At 60.6% G+C, this 16,125-nt stretch carries 15 protein-coding genes; 10 read left to right on the top strand and 5 right to left on the bottom strand.

The features are described 5' to 3' along the window. Positions 1-66 precede the first annotated feature (66 nt). The 5 genes from KUW67_RS10745 (at position 67) to KUW67_RS10725 (ending at position 4,768) form a co-directional block, all read left to right on the top strand. The gene (locus KUW67_RS10745) at positions 67-1,128 is read left to right on the top strand and encodes a Hint domain-containing protein (RefSeq protein ID WP_224825304.1); all 1,062 of its coding nucleotides are present in this window, start codon (positions 67-69) and stop codon (positions 1,126-1,128) included. Between the two features lie 154 nt (positions 1,129-1,282). Then, positions 1,283-1,903 carry a 30S ribosomal protein S4 gene (rpsD, locus tag KUW67_RS10740; RefSeq protein WP_224825303.1) on the top strand — a complete coding sequence of 207 codons (621 nt, stop codon included), beginning with the start codon at positions 1,283-1,285 and terminating at the stop codon, positions 1,901-1,903. Positions 1,904-2,010: 107 nt separating this feature from the next. Then, on the top strand, positions 2,011-3,096 hold the full coding sequence (gene hisC, locus KUW67_RS10735) for a histidinol-phosphate transaminase (RefSeq protein ID WP_224825302.1): 1,086 nt from the start codon (positions 2,011-2,013) through the stop codon (positions 3,094-3,096). Further along, the gene (locus tag KUW67_RS10730) at positions 3,093-4,016 is read left to right on the top strand and encodes a prephenate/arogenate dehydrogenase family protein (protein ID WP_224825301.1); all 924 of its coding nucleotides are present in this window, start codon (positions 3,093-3,095) and stop codon (positions 4,014-4,016) included. The genes hisC and KUW67_RS10730 overlap by 4 nt, the downstream gene beginning before the upstream one ends. Continuing rightward, complete coding sequence (locus KUW67_RS10725) at positions 4,016-4,768, top strand: extensin family protein (protein WP_224825300.1); 753 nt, start codon at positions 4,016-4,018, stop codon at positions 4,766-4,768. The genes KUW67_RS10730 and KUW67_RS10725 overlap by 1 nt, the downstream gene beginning before the upstream one ends. Here KUW67_RS10725 and KUW67_RS10720 read toward each other — a convergent pair. Next, a complete protein-coding gene (locus tag KUW67_RS10720; RefSeq protein WP_224825299.1) occupies positions 4,765-5,766 on the bottom strand; it encodes a DUF2125 domain-containing protein in 1,002 nt (333 codons plus the stop codon). The two genes, KUW67_RS10725 and KUW67_RS10720, sit on opposite strands and share 4 nt — an antisense overlap. 62 nt (positions 5,767-5,828) lie before the next feature. Between KUW67_RS10720 and KUW67_RS10715 the strand changes: the two genes are divergently transcribed. The 3 genes from KUW67_RS10715 to KUW67_RS10705 all read left to right on the top strand — a co-directional run bounded on the left by KUW67_RS10715 (position 5,829) and on the right by KUW67_RS10705 (position 9,188). Next, positions 5,829-6,359, top strand: coding sequence for a gamma-glutamylcyclotransferase (locus tag KUW67_RS10715; RefSeq protein ID WP_224825298.1), 531 nt, complete (start codon positions 5,829-5,831; stop codon positions 6,357-6,359). Positions 6,360-6,425: 66 nt separating this feature from the next. Then, a complete protein-coding gene (locus KUW67_RS10710) occupies positions 6,426-7,583 on the top strand; it encodes a biopolymer transporter ExbB (protein WP_224825297.1) in 1,158 nt (385 codons plus the stop codon). Between the two features lie 3 nt (positions 7,584-7,586). Further along, on the top strand, positions 7,587-9,188 hold the full coding sequence (locus KUW67_RS10705; RefSeq protein WP_224825296.1) for a peptidoglycan -binding protein: 1,602 nt from the start codon (positions 7,587-7,589) through the stop codon (positions 9,186-9,188). Here KUW67_RS10705 and KUW67_RS10700 read toward each other — a convergent pair whose 3' ends face one another. The 3 genes from KUW67_RS10700 to gloB all read right to left on the bottom strand — a co-directional run bounded on the left by KUW67_RS10700 (position 9,189) and on the right by gloB (position 13,421). After that, a complete protein-coding gene (locus KUW67_RS10700; protein WP_224825295.1) occupies positions 9,189-10,148 on the bottom strand; it encodes a M23 family metallopeptidase in 960 nt (319 codons plus the stop codon). It lies immediately after the preceding gene. After that, positions 10,145-12,469, bottom strand: a complete 2,325-nt coding sequence (gene clpA, locus KUW67_RS10695; RefSeq protein WP_224825294.1) for an ATP-dependent Clp protease ATP-binding subunit ClpA — start codon at positions 12,467-12,469, stop codon at positions 10,145-10,147. The genes KUW67_RS10700 and clpA overlap by 4 nt, the downstream gene beginning before the upstream one ends. Before the next feature lie 184 nt (positions 12,470-12,653). Then, entirely contained in the window at positions 12,654-13,421 is a 768-nt protein-coding gene (gene gloB / locus KUW67_RS10690) for a hydroxyacylglutathione hydrolase (protein ID WP_224825293.1), read from the bottom strand. A 74-nt stretch (positions 13,422-13,495) separates the two neighbouring features. Here gloB and KUW67_RS10685 point away from each other — a divergent pair, with 74 nt between their 5' ends. Then, positions 13,496-14,248: a methyltransferase domain-containing protein gene (locus tag KUW67_RS10685; RefSeq protein ID WP_224825292.1), complete on the top strand. Its 753-nt coding sequence runs from the start codon at positions 13,496-13,498 to the stop codon at positions 14,246-14,248. On the opposite strand, the gene KUW67_RS10680 is transcribed toward KUW67_RS10685, so the two are convergent. Further along, a complete protein-coding gene (locus tag KUW67_RS10680; protein ID WP_224825291.1) occupies positions 14,245-15,462 on the bottom strand; it encodes a multidrug effflux MFS transporter in 1,218 nt (405 codons plus the stop codon). The genes KUW67_RS10685 and KUW67_RS10680 overlap by 4 nt on opposite strands. Positions 15,463-15,541: 79 nt before the next feature. Here KUW67_RS10680 and KUW67_RS10675 point away from each other — a divergent pair, with 79 nt between their 5' ends. Next, positions 15,542-15,901: a RidA family protein gene (locus KUW67_RS10675; RefSeq protein ID WP_224825290.1), complete on the top strand. Its 360-nt coding sequence runs from the start codon at positions 15,542-15,544 to the stop codon at positions 15,899-15,901. Positions 15,902-16,125 lie beyond the last annotated feature (224 nt).

The following is a 16,125-nucleotide window of genomic DNA, read 5'->3' as shown; positions in this document are numbered from 1 at the left end:
TCCCAGACGAATCGCTTTTTGTTAAGCTGATGCTATAAAAAGAAACAAAAGGCAGGTTATCAGGCAATGGAAACGGGCTTTCGGGGCGCGTTTGTCATCTCCTGGTCGCAAACAGAAACAGACGGTCTCAAAGCTGCACCAATAGACACCCTTGCAGTGGGTGCGACGTGGCAATGGACCGGTGAGTTGGTTCGGGTCGATGGCCCGGCAGAGCTCATGCTTCTGGAGAGGGGCAAGGAAGAGGCAAACCTTCGCAGGCGGGCCGCACGATCAGTGCGTCGTCTGGTAGGCGCAGCAATGACAGGGGTGTCATTGGATCAAATCGAGGTCGATGAGCCGCTGATGGATAGCGGATTTGTCGTCACCGATGGGCGTCAGACATACACAATCACCGTGGTCGAGGTGGACGGCGCGAGACCGTTGTTGATGTTCCTTGATCATGTTCCACCGCGGGGGCGCGATCTTTGGATCGTGCATCGCAGTATTGACGAAACGCAGCGCTCACGCTCGGCTGAACTCGCCGGCGGCGTGATTTGCTTTACCCCCGGCACACGGATCGCGACCGAAGACGGGCCCCGTTTGGTCGAGGATTTGCGCCCCGAGGACAAGATCCTCACCAAGGATAACGGCGCCCAGCCGATCCTGTGGAAAGGTTCGCGCCGGATGACAGGCGCACGGCTTTTCGCCATGCCCGAATTCCGCCCGATCCGTTTGCGGCGCGGATCCGTTGATGGCTCAGTTCCGGACAGCGAGTTGCTGGTCTCGCCCGAGCATCGAATGCTGCTGAAAGGTGACGCCGCGCGTGCGCTTTTCAACACGTCCGAAGTGCTGGTGGCCGCCAAAGAGTTGGTGAATGGTCACTCAATCATCCGCGACCGCTCGGTGCGCGAGGTGACCTATGTGCATCTGCTGCTCGAACAGCATCAGATCGTCTGGGCCAACGGCATCGAAACAGAGAGCTTTCACCCCGCAAACACCTCGCTCAGCCTTGTGCCGGACGACCAACGCGCGGCGCTCTTTGAGCAACTGCCAGAGTTGGAGCATGACCCGCATCTTTATGGCAGTTACGCTCGGCGAAACCTGTCCAAAGCGGAAACAGCCGTCTTGCTTCAGGACGTCGCCGCCTAAAGCCCTTTCGCGGGTGGTTGACAGCCCAAATGGCCGCTGTATAAGCGCGGCTTCATTTGGTGTTGGTGGCCCCCGCAAGGGGATGCCTGTCGGCAGCGCCCGCAAGGGGCAACGCAAAGGACAGCACCTTTCATAAGCTGAAAGGATCCAGATCGTGACCAAACGCACGTCTGCCAAACATAAACTTGATCGCCGGATGGGTGAAAACATCTGGGGTCGTCCGAAATCCCCCGTCAATCGTCGTGAATATGGCCCCGGTCAGCACGGTCAGCGCCGCAAGGGCAAGCTGTCTGACTTCGGTCTGCAGCTGCGCGCCAAGCAGAAGCTGAAAGGCTACTACGGCGATCTGACCGAAAAGCAGTTCCGCCGCATCTTTGCCGATGCCGAGCGTATCAAAGGCGATACCGGTGAAAACCTGATCGGCCTGCTGGAAAGCCGTCTGGACGCAGTTGTCTACCGCGCCAAGTTTGTTCCGACCGTGTTTGCGGCCCGTCAGTTCGTGAATCACGGCCATGTCCGCGTGAACGGCAAAAAGGTTAACATCCCCTCCTACCGCGTCAAAGAAGGCGATGTGGTCGAGGTGCGGGATCGCTCCAAGCAGAACGCTGCTGTGCTTGAGGCCGTTCAACTGGCCGAGCGTGATGTGCCTGATTATATCGACGCGGATCATTCCAAGATGGTTGCAACCTTCACCCGGAAGCCCGGCCTGTCTGACGTGCCGTATCCGGTGATGATGGAACCGAACCTCGTCATCGAATTCTACGCTCAGAACTAATCTGAGCCCCAGATTTCCGAAAGGCCGCGAGGGGAGACCTTCGCGGCCTTTTTTGTTGCTTTCCAGACGTGAAACAGCCCGCTACAAACACCGAAACGGAGACGGATATGACCCGCATCACACCGCAACCCGGCATCATGGACATCGCGCTTTATCAGGGCGGGGCGAGCCATGTGGATGGCGTGGTGGACGTGATCAAGCTCAGCTCGAACGAGAACCCGTTCGGCCCGTCGCCCAAGGCGATCGCCGCCTGTCAGGCGTCCGCTGCGGGTCTGCACCGCTACCCCTCCACCGATCACAGCGCGCTGCGCAGCGCCATTGCCGAAGTCTACGGCCTTGATATGAAACGCATTATCTGTGGCGTCGGCTCGGACGAGATCATTCACTTCCTCTGTCAGGCCTATGTCGGGCAGGGGGACGAGGTGATCCATACCGAACATGGTTTTGCGATGTATCGCATCTCGACCCTCGCCGCTGGCGGCACGCCGGTCGAGGTCCCCGAGGACACACGCCGCGTTGATGTGGACGCGATCTTGGCGGCTTGTAATGACCGCACCAAGCTTATCTTCATCGCCAATCCCAACAACCCGACGGCCACGATGATCGGGCTGGAGGAAATCACGCGTCTGGCCAGCGGTTTGCCGCCGCAAGCGCTTCTGATCCTTGATGGGGCCTATGCCGAATACGTCCCCGACTATGACGGCGGTGCCGCCTTGATCGAGGCGCGCGAAAATGTCGTGATGACACGCACGTTCTCCAAGATGCACGGGCTCGGCGGCCTGCGCGTCGGCTGGGGCTATGCGCCAAAGGCGATTATTGACGTGCTCAACCGCATCCGCGGCCCGTTCAACCTGTCGACCACTGCGCTGGAAACGGCAGAAGCCGCTGTGCGGGACACTGACTATGCTGCCATGTGCTTTGCGGAAAACGCCAAGTGGCGCGAACGGCTCGCCTCCGAGTTGGACAAACTGGGCATCCCGTCGGACAAGTCCGAGGCGAACTTCATCCTCGCACGCTTCCCGTCCGAGGCGGACGCCAACGCCTGCGACGATCACCTGAAATCGCAAGGCATCCTTGTGCGCCGCGTGGCGGGGTACAAACTGCCCACCTGTCTGCGCATCACCGTAGGCGATGGCCCATCCTGCCAGCGCGTTGTCGCAGCCATTAAAACCTTCTGCGAGCAAGCCGCATGAGCACACCGATCTACAATCGCGTCGCGCTGATCGGTCTGGGCCTCATTGCGTCGTCCATGTTCTGGGCGATGAAGCGCGGCGGCTTGGTGGGCACTGTCACCGGCTACGCGCGTTCGGAAGACACGCGGAACACCGCCCGCGACATTGGCTTATGTGACGAGATTTACGATACAGCTTCCGAGGCCGTAAAAGACGCTGATCTTGTGGTGCTGTGCGTGCCCGTCGGTGTGATGGGCGCAGTCGCCGCCGAAATCGCGCCCGCGCTGAAAGAGGGCGCGACGATCACCGATGTCGGATCCGTCAAACGCGAGGTGATCGACGCCGTTGGTCCGCATCTACCGGGAAACGTTCATTTTATCCCCGGTCATCCCCTTGCGGGCACCGAGCATTCCGGCCCACGCTCCGGTTTTGCCGAATTGTTCGACAACCGCTTTACCCTGCTGGTTCCAGTTGAAGGCAGCGACCCGAAAGCCACCGCGACCTTGCGCGCACTTTGGGAAGGCATGGGGGCCAAGGTCGAGGAAATGGACCCCGATCACCACGATCTGGTCCTTGCCGTCACCAGCCACGCGCCCCACCTGATTGCTTACACAATGGTCGGAGTGGCCGACGACCTGCGCCGCGTGACCGATAGCGAGGTTATCAAATACTCCGCCGCCGGTTTCCGCGACTTCACCCGGATTGCGGCCAGCGATCCGACCATGTGGCGTGATGTGTTCCTGAACAACAAGGACGCCACGCTCGAAATTCTGGGCCGTTTCACCGAAGAACTATTCGCCCTGCAACGCGCCATCCGCACCGGTGATGGCGATCACCTTTATGACTATTTCACCCGGACCCGTGCCATTCGGCGCGGGATCATCGAGGCTGGTCAGGACACCGACGCGCCTGACTTCGGCCGTTCGAAGGTGAAGACATAATGCGTTGGGCCTTGGCTCTGCTTTTGGCGGCATCTGCTGTGACGGCAGCGCCTGAGCGTTCCATTCGGCCCGAAGCTCGCCCGATTTCAGCGGACGCCGCGAGGATGAATACCATCGTCGCAGGCGTCATTCTGGCGCGGGGCGGGGCAGGGCCCATTGTCTCGATCCGGCCAGACAATCGCCCCGCAAACCTTCATAAAGCCATGTCGCGCCGCGTTCCCAACGCAGGCGGCGGTATCTGCAACGATCCCTCGATCCAGGGCGAGAGGATCGCGCCTATTCCAGGCCGTATTCGCGGCTGTGGCGTGCCCGACGCTGTTCGGGTGCGCGCTGTGTCCGGCGTGGCGCTGACCCAATCGGCGACCATCGACTGCCCAACCGCCATCGCCTTACGCAAATGGGTCGACAAGGGCGCACGGCCCGCCGTCGGCAATAAGGGCGGCGGCATCAAGTCCTTGCGCGTGGCTGCGCATTACGCCTGCCGGACGCGTAACAACCAAAAAGGCGCGCGGATCAGCGAGCATGGCAAAGGCCGTGCGATTGATATCTCGGCGATCAATCTGCAAGACGGCAGCCAGATCTCGGTGCTGCGGGATTGGGGTGGGGGCCGCAAGGGCCGTGCGCTACGGGACATGCACCGCGCGGCCTGCGGGCCGTTCGGCACAGTGCTTGGTCCGAATTCAGATCGCTTTCACCGCGACCATTTCCACTTTGATACCGCCCGCTACCGCAGTGGCCCCTTCTGCCGCTAACGCAAGCGCAGCACCGGTGCTGGTCCCACCGGGATCGGCCCGACGCTCATCAGGCCACCTCGGAAATTGAGGGTTGTGTTCAGCGATGTGCTGCTGCCGGAAAACCCGGCGACAAGCTCTAACCCGCGCTCAATCGTTGGAGCGATCTCCTCCGGGATGACCCCGCCAGCGACCGCCATTTTCAGCATTTCCCGCCACTCGGTCGCCTTGATGTCGATGCTGCCCTCGGGTCGCCCGTCGGCATCCACGGTTACTGCGCCCACCGCGCTCAGCTCCAGCGGCCCCCATTGTGCTTTGGCCAACCGCAAATCAAACGCCGTTGGTTGAGGCCGCCTCTCTTCAATCGCAGCGCGATCCCAAGGGGCATCAAAATCCGCCGTCATATCCAGTTGCAACGTCTCCAACGCGTCTGGCAAGATGTCAGATGTGTCAATAACCTCAACAAGTTGCGTGCCGGGTGTCACACCTGTCGCTGAAAAATTGATAACATGCGCCGTGGTCGAGCCTTCGTCCAGCCGCGTCGTGAAAACCCCGCTTTCCACGGCGCTTTCCCATCCTTCCGATGACTGCAAAACCACCTGATCCAGCGTCGCGTCCATCGTCTCCAATGCCAGTGATGTGTTCGGCGCAAACCGGACGCCCGCGCGCATCTCCTCCGACAGGATCGTCACACGCTCTTCCGGTGACGCGATCACCTGCTCGCTTGGCCAGACCACGTCAATCTCTGTCGGGCTGGCGCTGGCCGATTCCACGCGGAACATCGGCGCTTGCCACGCGACGCCCGTTTCCGGGTCGGCCAGTTCCAGCGCTGTGATTTCAGTATCAAACCGGCTTGGAAAGCCCCCTGTCGCGAGATCGGCATAGTCCGCAACCCACCCTTCCGTGCGACGATCCTCGAACCACTGTTCCAAGCCCGCCTCATACGCAGATTTGCCCAAGTACCAATAGCCGCCCCAACCGGCGACGGCCAAAACTACAATCATCCCCAAGATGCGCATGGAGGTTCCTTTCACATCAGCTTGCCCTCGTTTATAGGGCAGATATCAGGAGGACCAGCAAGATGACGCTATGGGTTTTCGGCTACGGATCGCTGATCTGGAACCCCGGTTTTGAAGTGGGCGAGCAAGCGCTGGCCACGCTGTCGGGTTATCACCGCAGCTTCTGCATGTGGTCTGTACATCACCGCGGCACCCATGCCGATCCGGGGCTGGTGCTGGCGCTGGATGAAGCGGCAGAGGCAACATGTGAAGGCGTCGCGTTCCGCGCCGCTGACGGCCATGAAGACGCAACCTTGCAAGCCTTGCGCGAACGCGAACTGATCTCGTCGGCCTATCTGGAAAAATGGGTTGATGTGCGCCTTGTCGACGGTCGTCATATCAACGCGGTGACCTATGTGATCGACCCCAAGCACGCGCAATATACCGGGGCGCTGCCCCTCTCCAAACAGGCCGAAGTGATTTCGCGCGCGGTGGGCGGGCGCGGTCCGAACACCGAATATCTGCATAATACCGCCGATCATCTGGCGGAACTCGGCATCCATGACCCCGATATCGACTGGCTGTCGAAGCACCTGAACGGGCGCGCGGATTAACCTTGGATAATTGCCCAGACTGACGTAAGTTTGGCCCAACAAAACAAAGCGTCAGGAGCGGACCAGATGGCCCTCACCGACCTCGAGGCCGAGCCGTATTTCTCAAGACCCCGCAGTCAGGTGATGCTGATGCTGGTCTCTCTTGGATTGGTGGGCGTGGGCGTCTACCTCGCCTTGCCGCGCATCGGCCCGGTTTTCTACGCCAACCCGTATCTTAACGGTTTCATCGTTCTGGTCTTCGCGCTGGGCGTGCTGGCGTGCTTTTGGCAAGTGCTTCAACTGATCTCATCCGTGCGCTGGATCGAAGGGTTTGCCTCGCAGCGCCTTGGCTCTGACATCCCGCAGCCGCCCGCGCTTTTGGCGACTTTGGCAGCGATGCTGCGCACGAAGGGCGCGCGAAGCCAGCTCAACGCGACCTCTACCCGGTCGATCCTCGAATCCGTGGCAACCCGCATCGACGAAGCGCGAGAAATCACGCGCTACATCGTCAACCTTCTGATTTTCCTTGGCCTTTTGGGCACGTTTTACGGCCTTGCCACCACCGTGCCCGCGATGGTCGACACTATCCAATCGCTGAATCCTGAAGAAGGCGAAGGCGGGGTCGAAATCTTTGGTCGCCTGATGGGCGGTCTGGAAAGCCAGTTGTCGGGCATGGGCGTCGCCTTCGCCTCCTCGCTTCTAGGCCTCGCCGGATCTTTGATCGTCGGCCTGTTGGAGCTGTTCGCGGGCCACGGCCAGAACCGCTTTTATCGCGAGCTTGAGGACTGGCTCTCCACGATCACCCGCGTCGGGTTCACCGCCGCCGAAGGCGAAAGCGGGGCCGAGCAGAACTTCATGGCCGGTGTCCTCGATCATATGTCCGAACAAATGGATGGCTTGCGCACGGTTTTTCTGCAAAGCGATGCGAGCCGCGCTGCCGTTGATGACAAACTGACTCGAATGACCGAAGCCATGGCCTTGCTGACCCAACAACTGGCGGGCCAAGACAGCCCTAACGCGATGCTGGCCCGCGTGGCCGAAGGCCAAGAACGCCTGATCGACCGCATGGATGGCGACGGTCTGGACGCTGAAAGCCGGATGCGGCTGCGCTCTATTGATGTGCAACTGCTTAAAATCTCAGAAGAATTGGCCGCTGGGCGTCAGGACGTGATCAGCGAATTGCGCGCCGATCTGGGGTCGCTGACCCGCGCGCTTGCCGCGCAACCCCCGAAAGACGGGGCCTAGATCATGGCCCTGTCGCGCAGAACCGGCGCGCGGTTTCAGGCCTCCATCTGGCCGGGCTTTGTCGACGCGATGACAGCGCTTTTGCTGGTGCTGATGTTCGTGCTGACGATCTTTATGGTCGTGCAATTCATTCTGCGCGAGACGATCACCGGGCAGGAAAGCGAGCTTGACGCGCTGTCAGTCGAACTGGCCTCGCTTGCCGATCAGTTGGGCCTTGAACGCGACCGCACCGCCGATCTGCAATCCCGCCTGGGCGCGCTGTCCGCGACGCTTGCCGACACCCGCGCCGAATCCGCCGACCGCGCCGCGACCGTCGCCGCGCTGCAAGGCACGTTGGCCGAACGGGACACCGCGCTGGCCGAAGCTGAAACCCGGATCACTGGCTTTGAGGCTCAAGTCGCGGGCCTGTTGGCTGAACGCGATCAGGCTTTGGGTCGCGTTGCCGAACTCGAAGGGACCGAGGCGGAATTGCTCAGCCAGCAAGAGCAGTTGAACCTTGCCATCGCCCAAGCCCGCTCCGAGATCGACGCACAGACCGAAGCCGCCCGCCTTGCTGCCGCGCAACGTGAAGCATTGGAAGCGATGATCGCCGATCTGCGCGCCGAAAATGCGACCACAGCGGAGGCGCTGTCGGATGAAGAAACCGCTCGCCTGGCCGAAGCCGCCGCCGCCGAAGCGTTGCGCGAACGCCTGCAAAACGCCCAGACCGAGTTGACCGCAATGACGCTGGCCTTGGAGGAACAGCGCCGCGAGGCCGAGGAGACGCTGACCCTGCTGGCCGCAGCCCGCGCCGCCCGCGATGAACTGGCGGCCACCTCAGAAACGCGCCTGAGCGAGGCAGAAGAACAAGCGGCCTTGCTGGCATTGGCCGAGTCGGAGCTTTCCGAAAAGGAAGCGCAATCGCTTGAAGATCAACGTCGGTTGGCCTTGCTGAACGAACAGGTTGCGGCTTTGCGCGGGCAGTTGGGATCGCTCCAAAGCCTTCTGGACGAAGCGCGCGCCCGCGATGAGGCCGCGCAAGTTCAGCTTGATACCCTTGGCACGCAGCTCAACACCGCGCTGGCCCAAGTCGCTGCCGAAGAACGCCGCCGCCGCGAACTGGAAGAGGCAGAGCGGATCCGCCTTGAGGCCGAAAACCAGAACCTTGAACGCTACCGGTCCGAGTTTTTCGGTGCGCTCCGCGATCTGCTGGGCAATCAAGACGGCGTGCGCATCGAAGGCGATCGGTTTGTATTCTCGTCCGAAGTGCTATTTGCCCCCGGCAGCGCCACCTTGTCCTCCGAAGGGCAGGGCGAAATTGCCAAGGTTGCCGCCATCTTGCGCGATGTGGCTGCTGACATTCCCGATCAGCTGGATTGGGTGATCCGCGTCGATGGCCATACGGATAACGTGCCGTTGTCGGGATTTGGCGCGTTTGCCGATAACTGGGAACTCAGCCAGGCCCGCGCCTTGTCCGTTGTGCGGTATATGGTTAATTTTCTGGGCCTGCCGCCCGACCGGTTGGCCGCAAATGGCTTCGGCCAATACCAACCCGTGGCGCAGGGCGACAGTGCAGAGGCACGCGCGCAGAACCGCCGGATTGAGCTGAAATTGACGGAAAAGTAGCTACTCGACCGTCGCTGCGATCTGCGTCGTATCAATTGTCACGCCGTCCCGGATCAGGCTCAGTGTCGCGGTATAGAGGCCGCTGGCCCACCCATCGGGCGGTCTGCGTTTGCCGACAAACCGAAAGCTCTGCGCTTGGGTCCGCTTCTGCGTGACCTCTTCCTGGACAATCTCGCCATCCGGGCCGGTGATTTCCATCCGGTAATTGTCGCCCTCTTGCGCACCAAAAGAGTGCATCCAGACCGCAAGGATGTCCGATTGCGGCGTGAAATCGGTCACACTGGGCTGCCCGGCCTTGATCGCCTCATAGGTCGGGGCGGCATCGGCAAATCCGGCGCGGATGATGCCGCCGTTTTGAAACACCGGCGTTTCAGCCCAAAGCGTGTCCTTGGGCAGATCACATATACGCCTGCCTTCAGGGGCGAACGGGTCCACGACCTGATCGTTCTTGCGCAGGGTCATATGTAGATGTGGAAACTGCGTTCGGCCCGAAAGCCCGACTTCCCCTAATACGGCACCCGCTTCGACAATCTGCCCTCTCTCGACGACGACAGAGCCTTGTTTGAGGTGGCAGTATTGCGTCCGCCATCCGCTGCCATGGTCGATCACCAGCCCGTTGCCACAATCGCGCCCGTCGATTTCTGCGGCACGTTCGGCCGTATAAAGCAGGTCTTCCATCCCGTCGCGCGTGGCCACCACTCGGCCAGCTGCAGCCGCCAAAACATCGACGCCTGCCTTCATGATCGACAGGTCATCCAGCGCGAAATCGGTGCCTTTATGGGTGTCATAGGTCAGCGGCCCGCACGCGAAATCCGAGGCCGAGGCATTCGGGTCGTGATCCACGAATTGCTGGATGTAGCAATTCTCGCCCAGTGTGCAGTCAATGGGCAGCTGCAACGAAAAATCGCTCGCAACCGCGGGGGCTGCGAGCGATATCAGCGCAATCGCGCGTTTGATCATTCCGCCGTGAGAAGCGGTGGTTTGTCGCCCGAAATCTGGGCTTTTTCGGGGGCTTCAAGCCGCAGGTCAATCTTGCCGTCCTTGACGCCCACCTTGACCACACCGCCCTTGGCGAGCTTGCCGAACAGCAACTCTTCCGCGAGAGGTTTCTTGATATGCTCCTGAATGACGCGACCCAACGGGCGCGCGCCCATCTTGTCATCATAGCCTTTGTCGGCCAGCCATTCCGTGGCAGCTTTCGTCAGCTCGAACGTCACATTGCGATCCATCAGTTGGGCTTCAAGTTGCAGCACGAACTTCTCGACCACTTGCAGGATCACCTCTTTCGGCAATGCCCCGAAGGAGATCACGGCATCCAGACGGTTGCGGAATTCCGGCGTGAAGGTGCGTTCAATCGCTGCCGTATCCTCACCCTCGCGGCGATCGCGGCCAAAGCCGATGGCCGCCTTCGCCTGCTCGGACGCACCGGCATTCGACGTCATGATCAGGATCACATTGCGGAAATCCACCGTGCGCCCGTTGTGATCCGTCAGCGTGCCGTGGTCCATGACCTGCAGCAAGATGTTGTAGACATCCGGGTGCGCCTTCTCCATCTCGTCCAGCAGCAGAACACAATGCGGATGCTGGTCCACACCGTCGGTCAGCATACCGCCCTGATCAAAGCCGACATAACCCGGAGGCGCACCGATCAGACGCGAGACCGCGTGCTTCTCCATGTATTCCGACATATCGAAACGCAGCAGCTCAACACCCAAAGTATCTGCAAGCTGCTTGGCTACTTCGGTTTTACCCACACCGGTCGGTCCGGCGAACAGGTAGTTGCCGATGGGCTTTTCAGGCTCACGCAGACCCGCACGGGCCAGCTTGATCGCAGAGGACAGCGCATCAATCGCCGCATCCTGCCCGAAGACCACCCGCTTGAGGCTGGTCTCAAGGTCCTTCAGAACCTCGGCATCATCCTTGCTGACATTCTTCGGCGGAATACGCGCGATTTTGGCAACCACGGCCTCAATCTCTTTCGCGCCAATCGTCTTGCGACGCTTGCTTTCCGCGACCAGATGCTGGGCCGCACCGGCCTCATCAATCACGTCAATCGCCTTGTCGGGCAGCTTGCGGTCATTGATATAGCGCGCAGACAGTTCCACGGCGGTCTTGATCGCATCCGAGGTATATTTGATCGCGTGGTGATCCTCGAAATAAGGCTTAAGGCCCTTCAGGATTTTCACGGCATCATCGACAGACGGCTCCGCCACGTCGATTTTCTGGAACCGGCGGCTCAACGCGCGGTCCTTCTCGAAATGCTGACGGAATTCCTTGTAGGTGGTCGAGCCCATGCAGCGCAGCTTGCCGCCCTGAAGCGCAGGCTTCAGCAGATTTGACGCATCCATCGCGCCACCCGACGTGGCCCCAGCACCAATCACGGTGTGAATCTCGTCGATGAACAGCACCGCATCCGGGTGATCTTCCAGCTCGGTCACAACCGCTTTCAGGCGTTCCTCGAAATCGCCGCGATAGCGTGTGCCAGCCAGCAGCGCGCCCATATCCAGCGAATAAATCGTGGCAGAGGCCAGAACGGCAGGCGTTTCACCTTGCACGATCTTGCGCGCCAGACCTTCGGCAATCGCCGTTTTACCAACGCCCGGATCGCCCACCAGCAGCGGGTTGTTCTTGCGGCGGCGGCACAGCACTTGCACGCAGCGCTCCACTTCGCTGTCGCGACCGATCAGCGGGTCGACGTCGCCCTTGCGGGATTTCTCGTTCAGATCGACGCAGTATTTGGCGAGCGCAGATTCCTTCTGCTCGCCCTCAGTCACGCCGGACACAGTCTCTTCCTCCAACTCAGAGGCACCAGAGACCGGGCGCGGTTCGCCAAAGGACGGATCCTTTGCCACGCCGTGCGCGATGAAATTCACCGCATCATAACGCGTCATGTCCTGTTCTTGCAGGAAGTAGGCGGCGTTCGACTCGCGCTCTGCAAAGATTGCGACCAGCACATTGGCCCCGGTTACTTCGGTGCGGCCAGAGCTTTGCACATGGATTGCTGCGCGCTGGATCACGCGCTGGAAGGCGGCGGTTGGCACCGCTTCTGATCCGTCAACATCCGTCACCAGCGTCGACAGATCATCGTCGATGAAGTCTTCAAGCGTCTTTTTCAACGCTTCCAGATCGACGCTACAGGCTTGCATGACCTTTGCGGCGTCAGGTTCGTCCACCAGCGCCAGCAAAAGATGCTCCAACGTTGCCAACTCATGGCGACGGCTGTTCGCCAACGCCAGGGCCGAATGAATGGCTTGCTCAAGGGTATTCGAGAATGAAGGCACGTGCAGTGCTCCTCTGATCGGGGTCGTGGTGGGGATCGAGCCCCGCCGTAACCGTGGCCTCTTAGGTATTAAAGTTCGGTTTTTATTCCGAACCTTCAAGCGTTTTTTCTCACTATACTGTCACATTTTGCGTGAATGACAGGCAAACGCTGGAAATATAGTCAGTTAGGTCTGGCTTGCTGACCTAAAACCGATCCTTGCGCGCGCGGATCGCGGCAAAGACCTCTAGGGGTGAATGATCTTCCATACCAACAGCGGCACGAAAGGCGGGATCGTCCGCTCGCAGGAACGGATTGGTCGCTTTTTCCAGCGACAGGGGGTTTGGAACGGTGGGTTTATCAGCGGCGCGGTTGGCCGCATCGGCGTCTATCCGAGAGATAAGCGCGTCGTTCTCTGGTTCAAGGGTGATCGCGAAAGCGGCATTGCTCTTACTATATTCATGCGCGCTGTAAATTGCGGTATCTTCTGGCAGCGCGCGCAGCTTCAACAGGCTGGGCCACATCATCTCGGGCGTGCCTTCGGTGAGCCGCCCGCATCCCAGCGCCATCAGGCTGTCGGCGGTGAACGCGGCTTTGAGGCCGGGCATGTAAAAGGCGATATGCCCAATCGTATGGCCTGACACATCAATGACCTGTGCCTCTTGCCCACAGGTGGTGAATGTATCCCCGTCCGCCACGGTCAGATCCAGCGCAGGCAGACGATGCGCATCCGCTGCCGCACCGACAACGCGCGGGGCATAGCGTTTTCGCAAAGCGGGAAGCTCGTCGATATGATCCCAATGGTGGTGGGTCAGCAGCACATCCGTCAGAACCCAGCGCTTGGCATCCAGCACCGCCTGAATAGGGGCCGCCTCGCTGGCGTCGATCAATGTGGTCTCACCACTTTCGTCATTATGGATGAGAAAGCAGAAATTGTCTTGCAGACAGGGAATGGTGAGGATTTCAATGCCCATGGTAATTGATCTGGCTCTTGTTATGGTCGGGTCAAGGTAGGCTGTGAAACTGGCGTGAAAAGGAGCCCCGCGCAATGCATCTCGACGTGCTCGACTTGCGCAACTTCTATTATCGCTCGCCGCTGGGCCGGGCGGCGCAAAAGGTGATCCGTGATCGGCTGGTCGAGATGTGGCCAGAAGCCAAGGTTCAGACCGTGGTCGGCTTTGGTTTTGCCGCCCCGCTTTTGCGCCCCTATCTGGCCGACGCGCGCCGGGTCATCGCTTTGATGCCCGCGCCGCAAGGGGTGATGCCATGGCCTGCGGGGATGGCCAATGTGTCGGTACTGTCGGAAGAAATGTGGTGGCCGCTGCCCACAGGCTTTGTCGATAAGCTGGTCGTGATGCACGGGCTGGAGACGTCAGAGAACCCGTCCTCCCTGCTCGACGAGGCGGCCCGCGTCCTGGGCCCCGGTGGCAAGGCGCTTTTCGTGGTGCCGAACCGCGCGGGCCTCTGGGCGCGTAATGACCGCACGCCTTTCGGCTACGGCCGCCCCTATTCGCTGGGCCAGTTCGAAGCACAACTCAAACGCCATGGCTTCGTGCCTGAACGCCATATCTCCGCACTTTATCAGCCGCCCTCGCACCGCAAGTTCTGGCGCAAGACCGCTGGTCTGTTTGAGCGTGTCGGGCGGCGGGGGCCGTTGATGGCCGGTGGCGTGCTGATGGTCGAGGTGGTCAAGCAAGGCCATCCCAAACAGACCTCGGGCCTAAAGGATGCAGTGAAAAAACCACTCGGCGCGTTGGACGGCCTGATCCGCCCGACACCGAAGCCCGCCTATCGCGCCTAAGGCGCGCGCAGACGCTTCTCGACAGAAATCGTGTAGAGCGCGCAGCTCAAGCACAACAGCGACGCGCCGAGGATGCACAGGATCAGCGGCAGAACCCCGGAATATGCGGTCAGCAACAGCCCCGACAGCGTCGATAAGGCGGCGCCTCCAAACGTCATGATAGAGCCTGACAACCCCGAGGCCGAGCCTGCCAAATCGGGCCGTACGTCCAGAAGGCCTGCACTGGCTGACGGCAGGATTATCCCGTTGCCCAAGCCTATCGAGAAGGTGAAAAAGAAGAACCCCAGCGGATGGGTGACGCCCAAGCCCCATGCGACCAGCGTCATTGACATGAAGCTCAGCGTGATAAGCGCGCCCAAGAGCAGCATTCGGAAGATCCCGATCCGCATCGCAAACCGGCCCGAGATGAAATTGCCGATCACATAGCCCGTCGGTGTGAAGGCCATATAAAGGCCGACGGCTCCGGCGCTTAGCCCGTAGACATTGACGCCGACATACGGCGCGCCGCCCAGATAGGCAAAGAAAGTGCCCGATGCGAAGGTGGATAGCAGCGTGTAGCCCCAGAACCGGCGCGAACGAAACAGATCTGGGTAATTCCGCATCTGCGCGCGCATCCCCGCGCCGCTGCCATGAAAGGTCTCGCCCTGATCGAAATAGATCAACGCCAGCGCGACGATCCCGAACACCGTCAGCGCGTGGAAGCTGGCCTGCCAGCCGAACGCATCGCCCAAAGCCCCACCGATGGCAGGCGCAATCATCGGGGCCAGCGCCTGGCCCATGGTGACATAACCCAACAGGCTCGCCGCTTTCTCACGCGCGACCTGATCGCGTACGACCGCGCGCCCGACAACAAAGCTCGAGACGACCGCCGCCTGCAATGCACGGAACAGCATGAAGACCGCAAAGCTCTGCGCGAAGGCCGCCCCGATGGAAGCGGCGATGAACAACGCAAAGCTCCACAACATCACCGGGCGCCGCCCGTAAAGATCGGACAGCGGCCCCAGCACAAGGATCGCCACGCCGGTCAGCGCCAGATAGACCGTCAGCGTCAACTGGATCACCGCATAGGGCTTGCCGAAAAACGTAGCCATCTCGGGCATCGAGGGCAGGAAGATATTGATCGTGACCGATCCCACAGCGGTGCTCAGCACCAGCGTGGTGATATGGGGCGGGCTGAACCGGTCCAGATAACGGGAGGCGGGCAGGGTGGTCATGGCTCAATCGCTAGTGCCTGCAACACGCCTTGTCGAGGCTGCGCCGCCCGCGTATGCCCGTCCCAACAGGGAGAGAGACATGACCATCACACGCACCACCCAATCCGAACGCGCCAGCAAGATCGTCCAGCATAACGGCGTGATCTATCTGTCCGGCCAGGTCGCCGCCGATACCTCAGAAGGCATTCAGGGCCAGACGCAAAGCTGTTGCGACAAGATCGACGCACTGCTGGCCGAGGCGGGCAGTGACAAGGGCCGCCTTCTGTCCTGCACAGTTTTCATCCGCGACATGAAGGACTTTGCCGCGATGAACGAGGTCTGGAATGCGTGGGTCGCCGATGTAGGCAAACCCGCCCGCGCTTGTGTTGAGGCGCGGATGGCCCGCCCCGAATTGCTGGTCGAGATTTGCGTGATCGCAGCCGCGCCTGACGCGGACTAACACCATATCGGCACGAAGGAATCGCCTGTTTGCGCTCTCATGAGCGCAAGAAAATTAGGCATTCGCATGTGCATAGGGTCGCAGCCCGCGGAAGCCCCTGAAAATAAGGGGTTTTGAGCATGACCGCTTTTTACGCTGGGAGGTTGCGGGGCCAGAATTGCTCTGCTACATCCACGACGATTTTACAGCCTTGATACAAATCAAAGGCTCACTACTTGCCAAGC

Origin of the sequence: Cognatishimia sp. MH4019, assembly GCF_020177595.1 — a bacterium.
Taxonomy (GTDB): Bacteria; Pseudomonadota; Alphaproteobacteria; order Rhodobacterales; family Rhodobacteraceae; genus JAHTBL01.
This window is presented reverse-complemented; position numbering and strand designations above follow the sequence as displayed.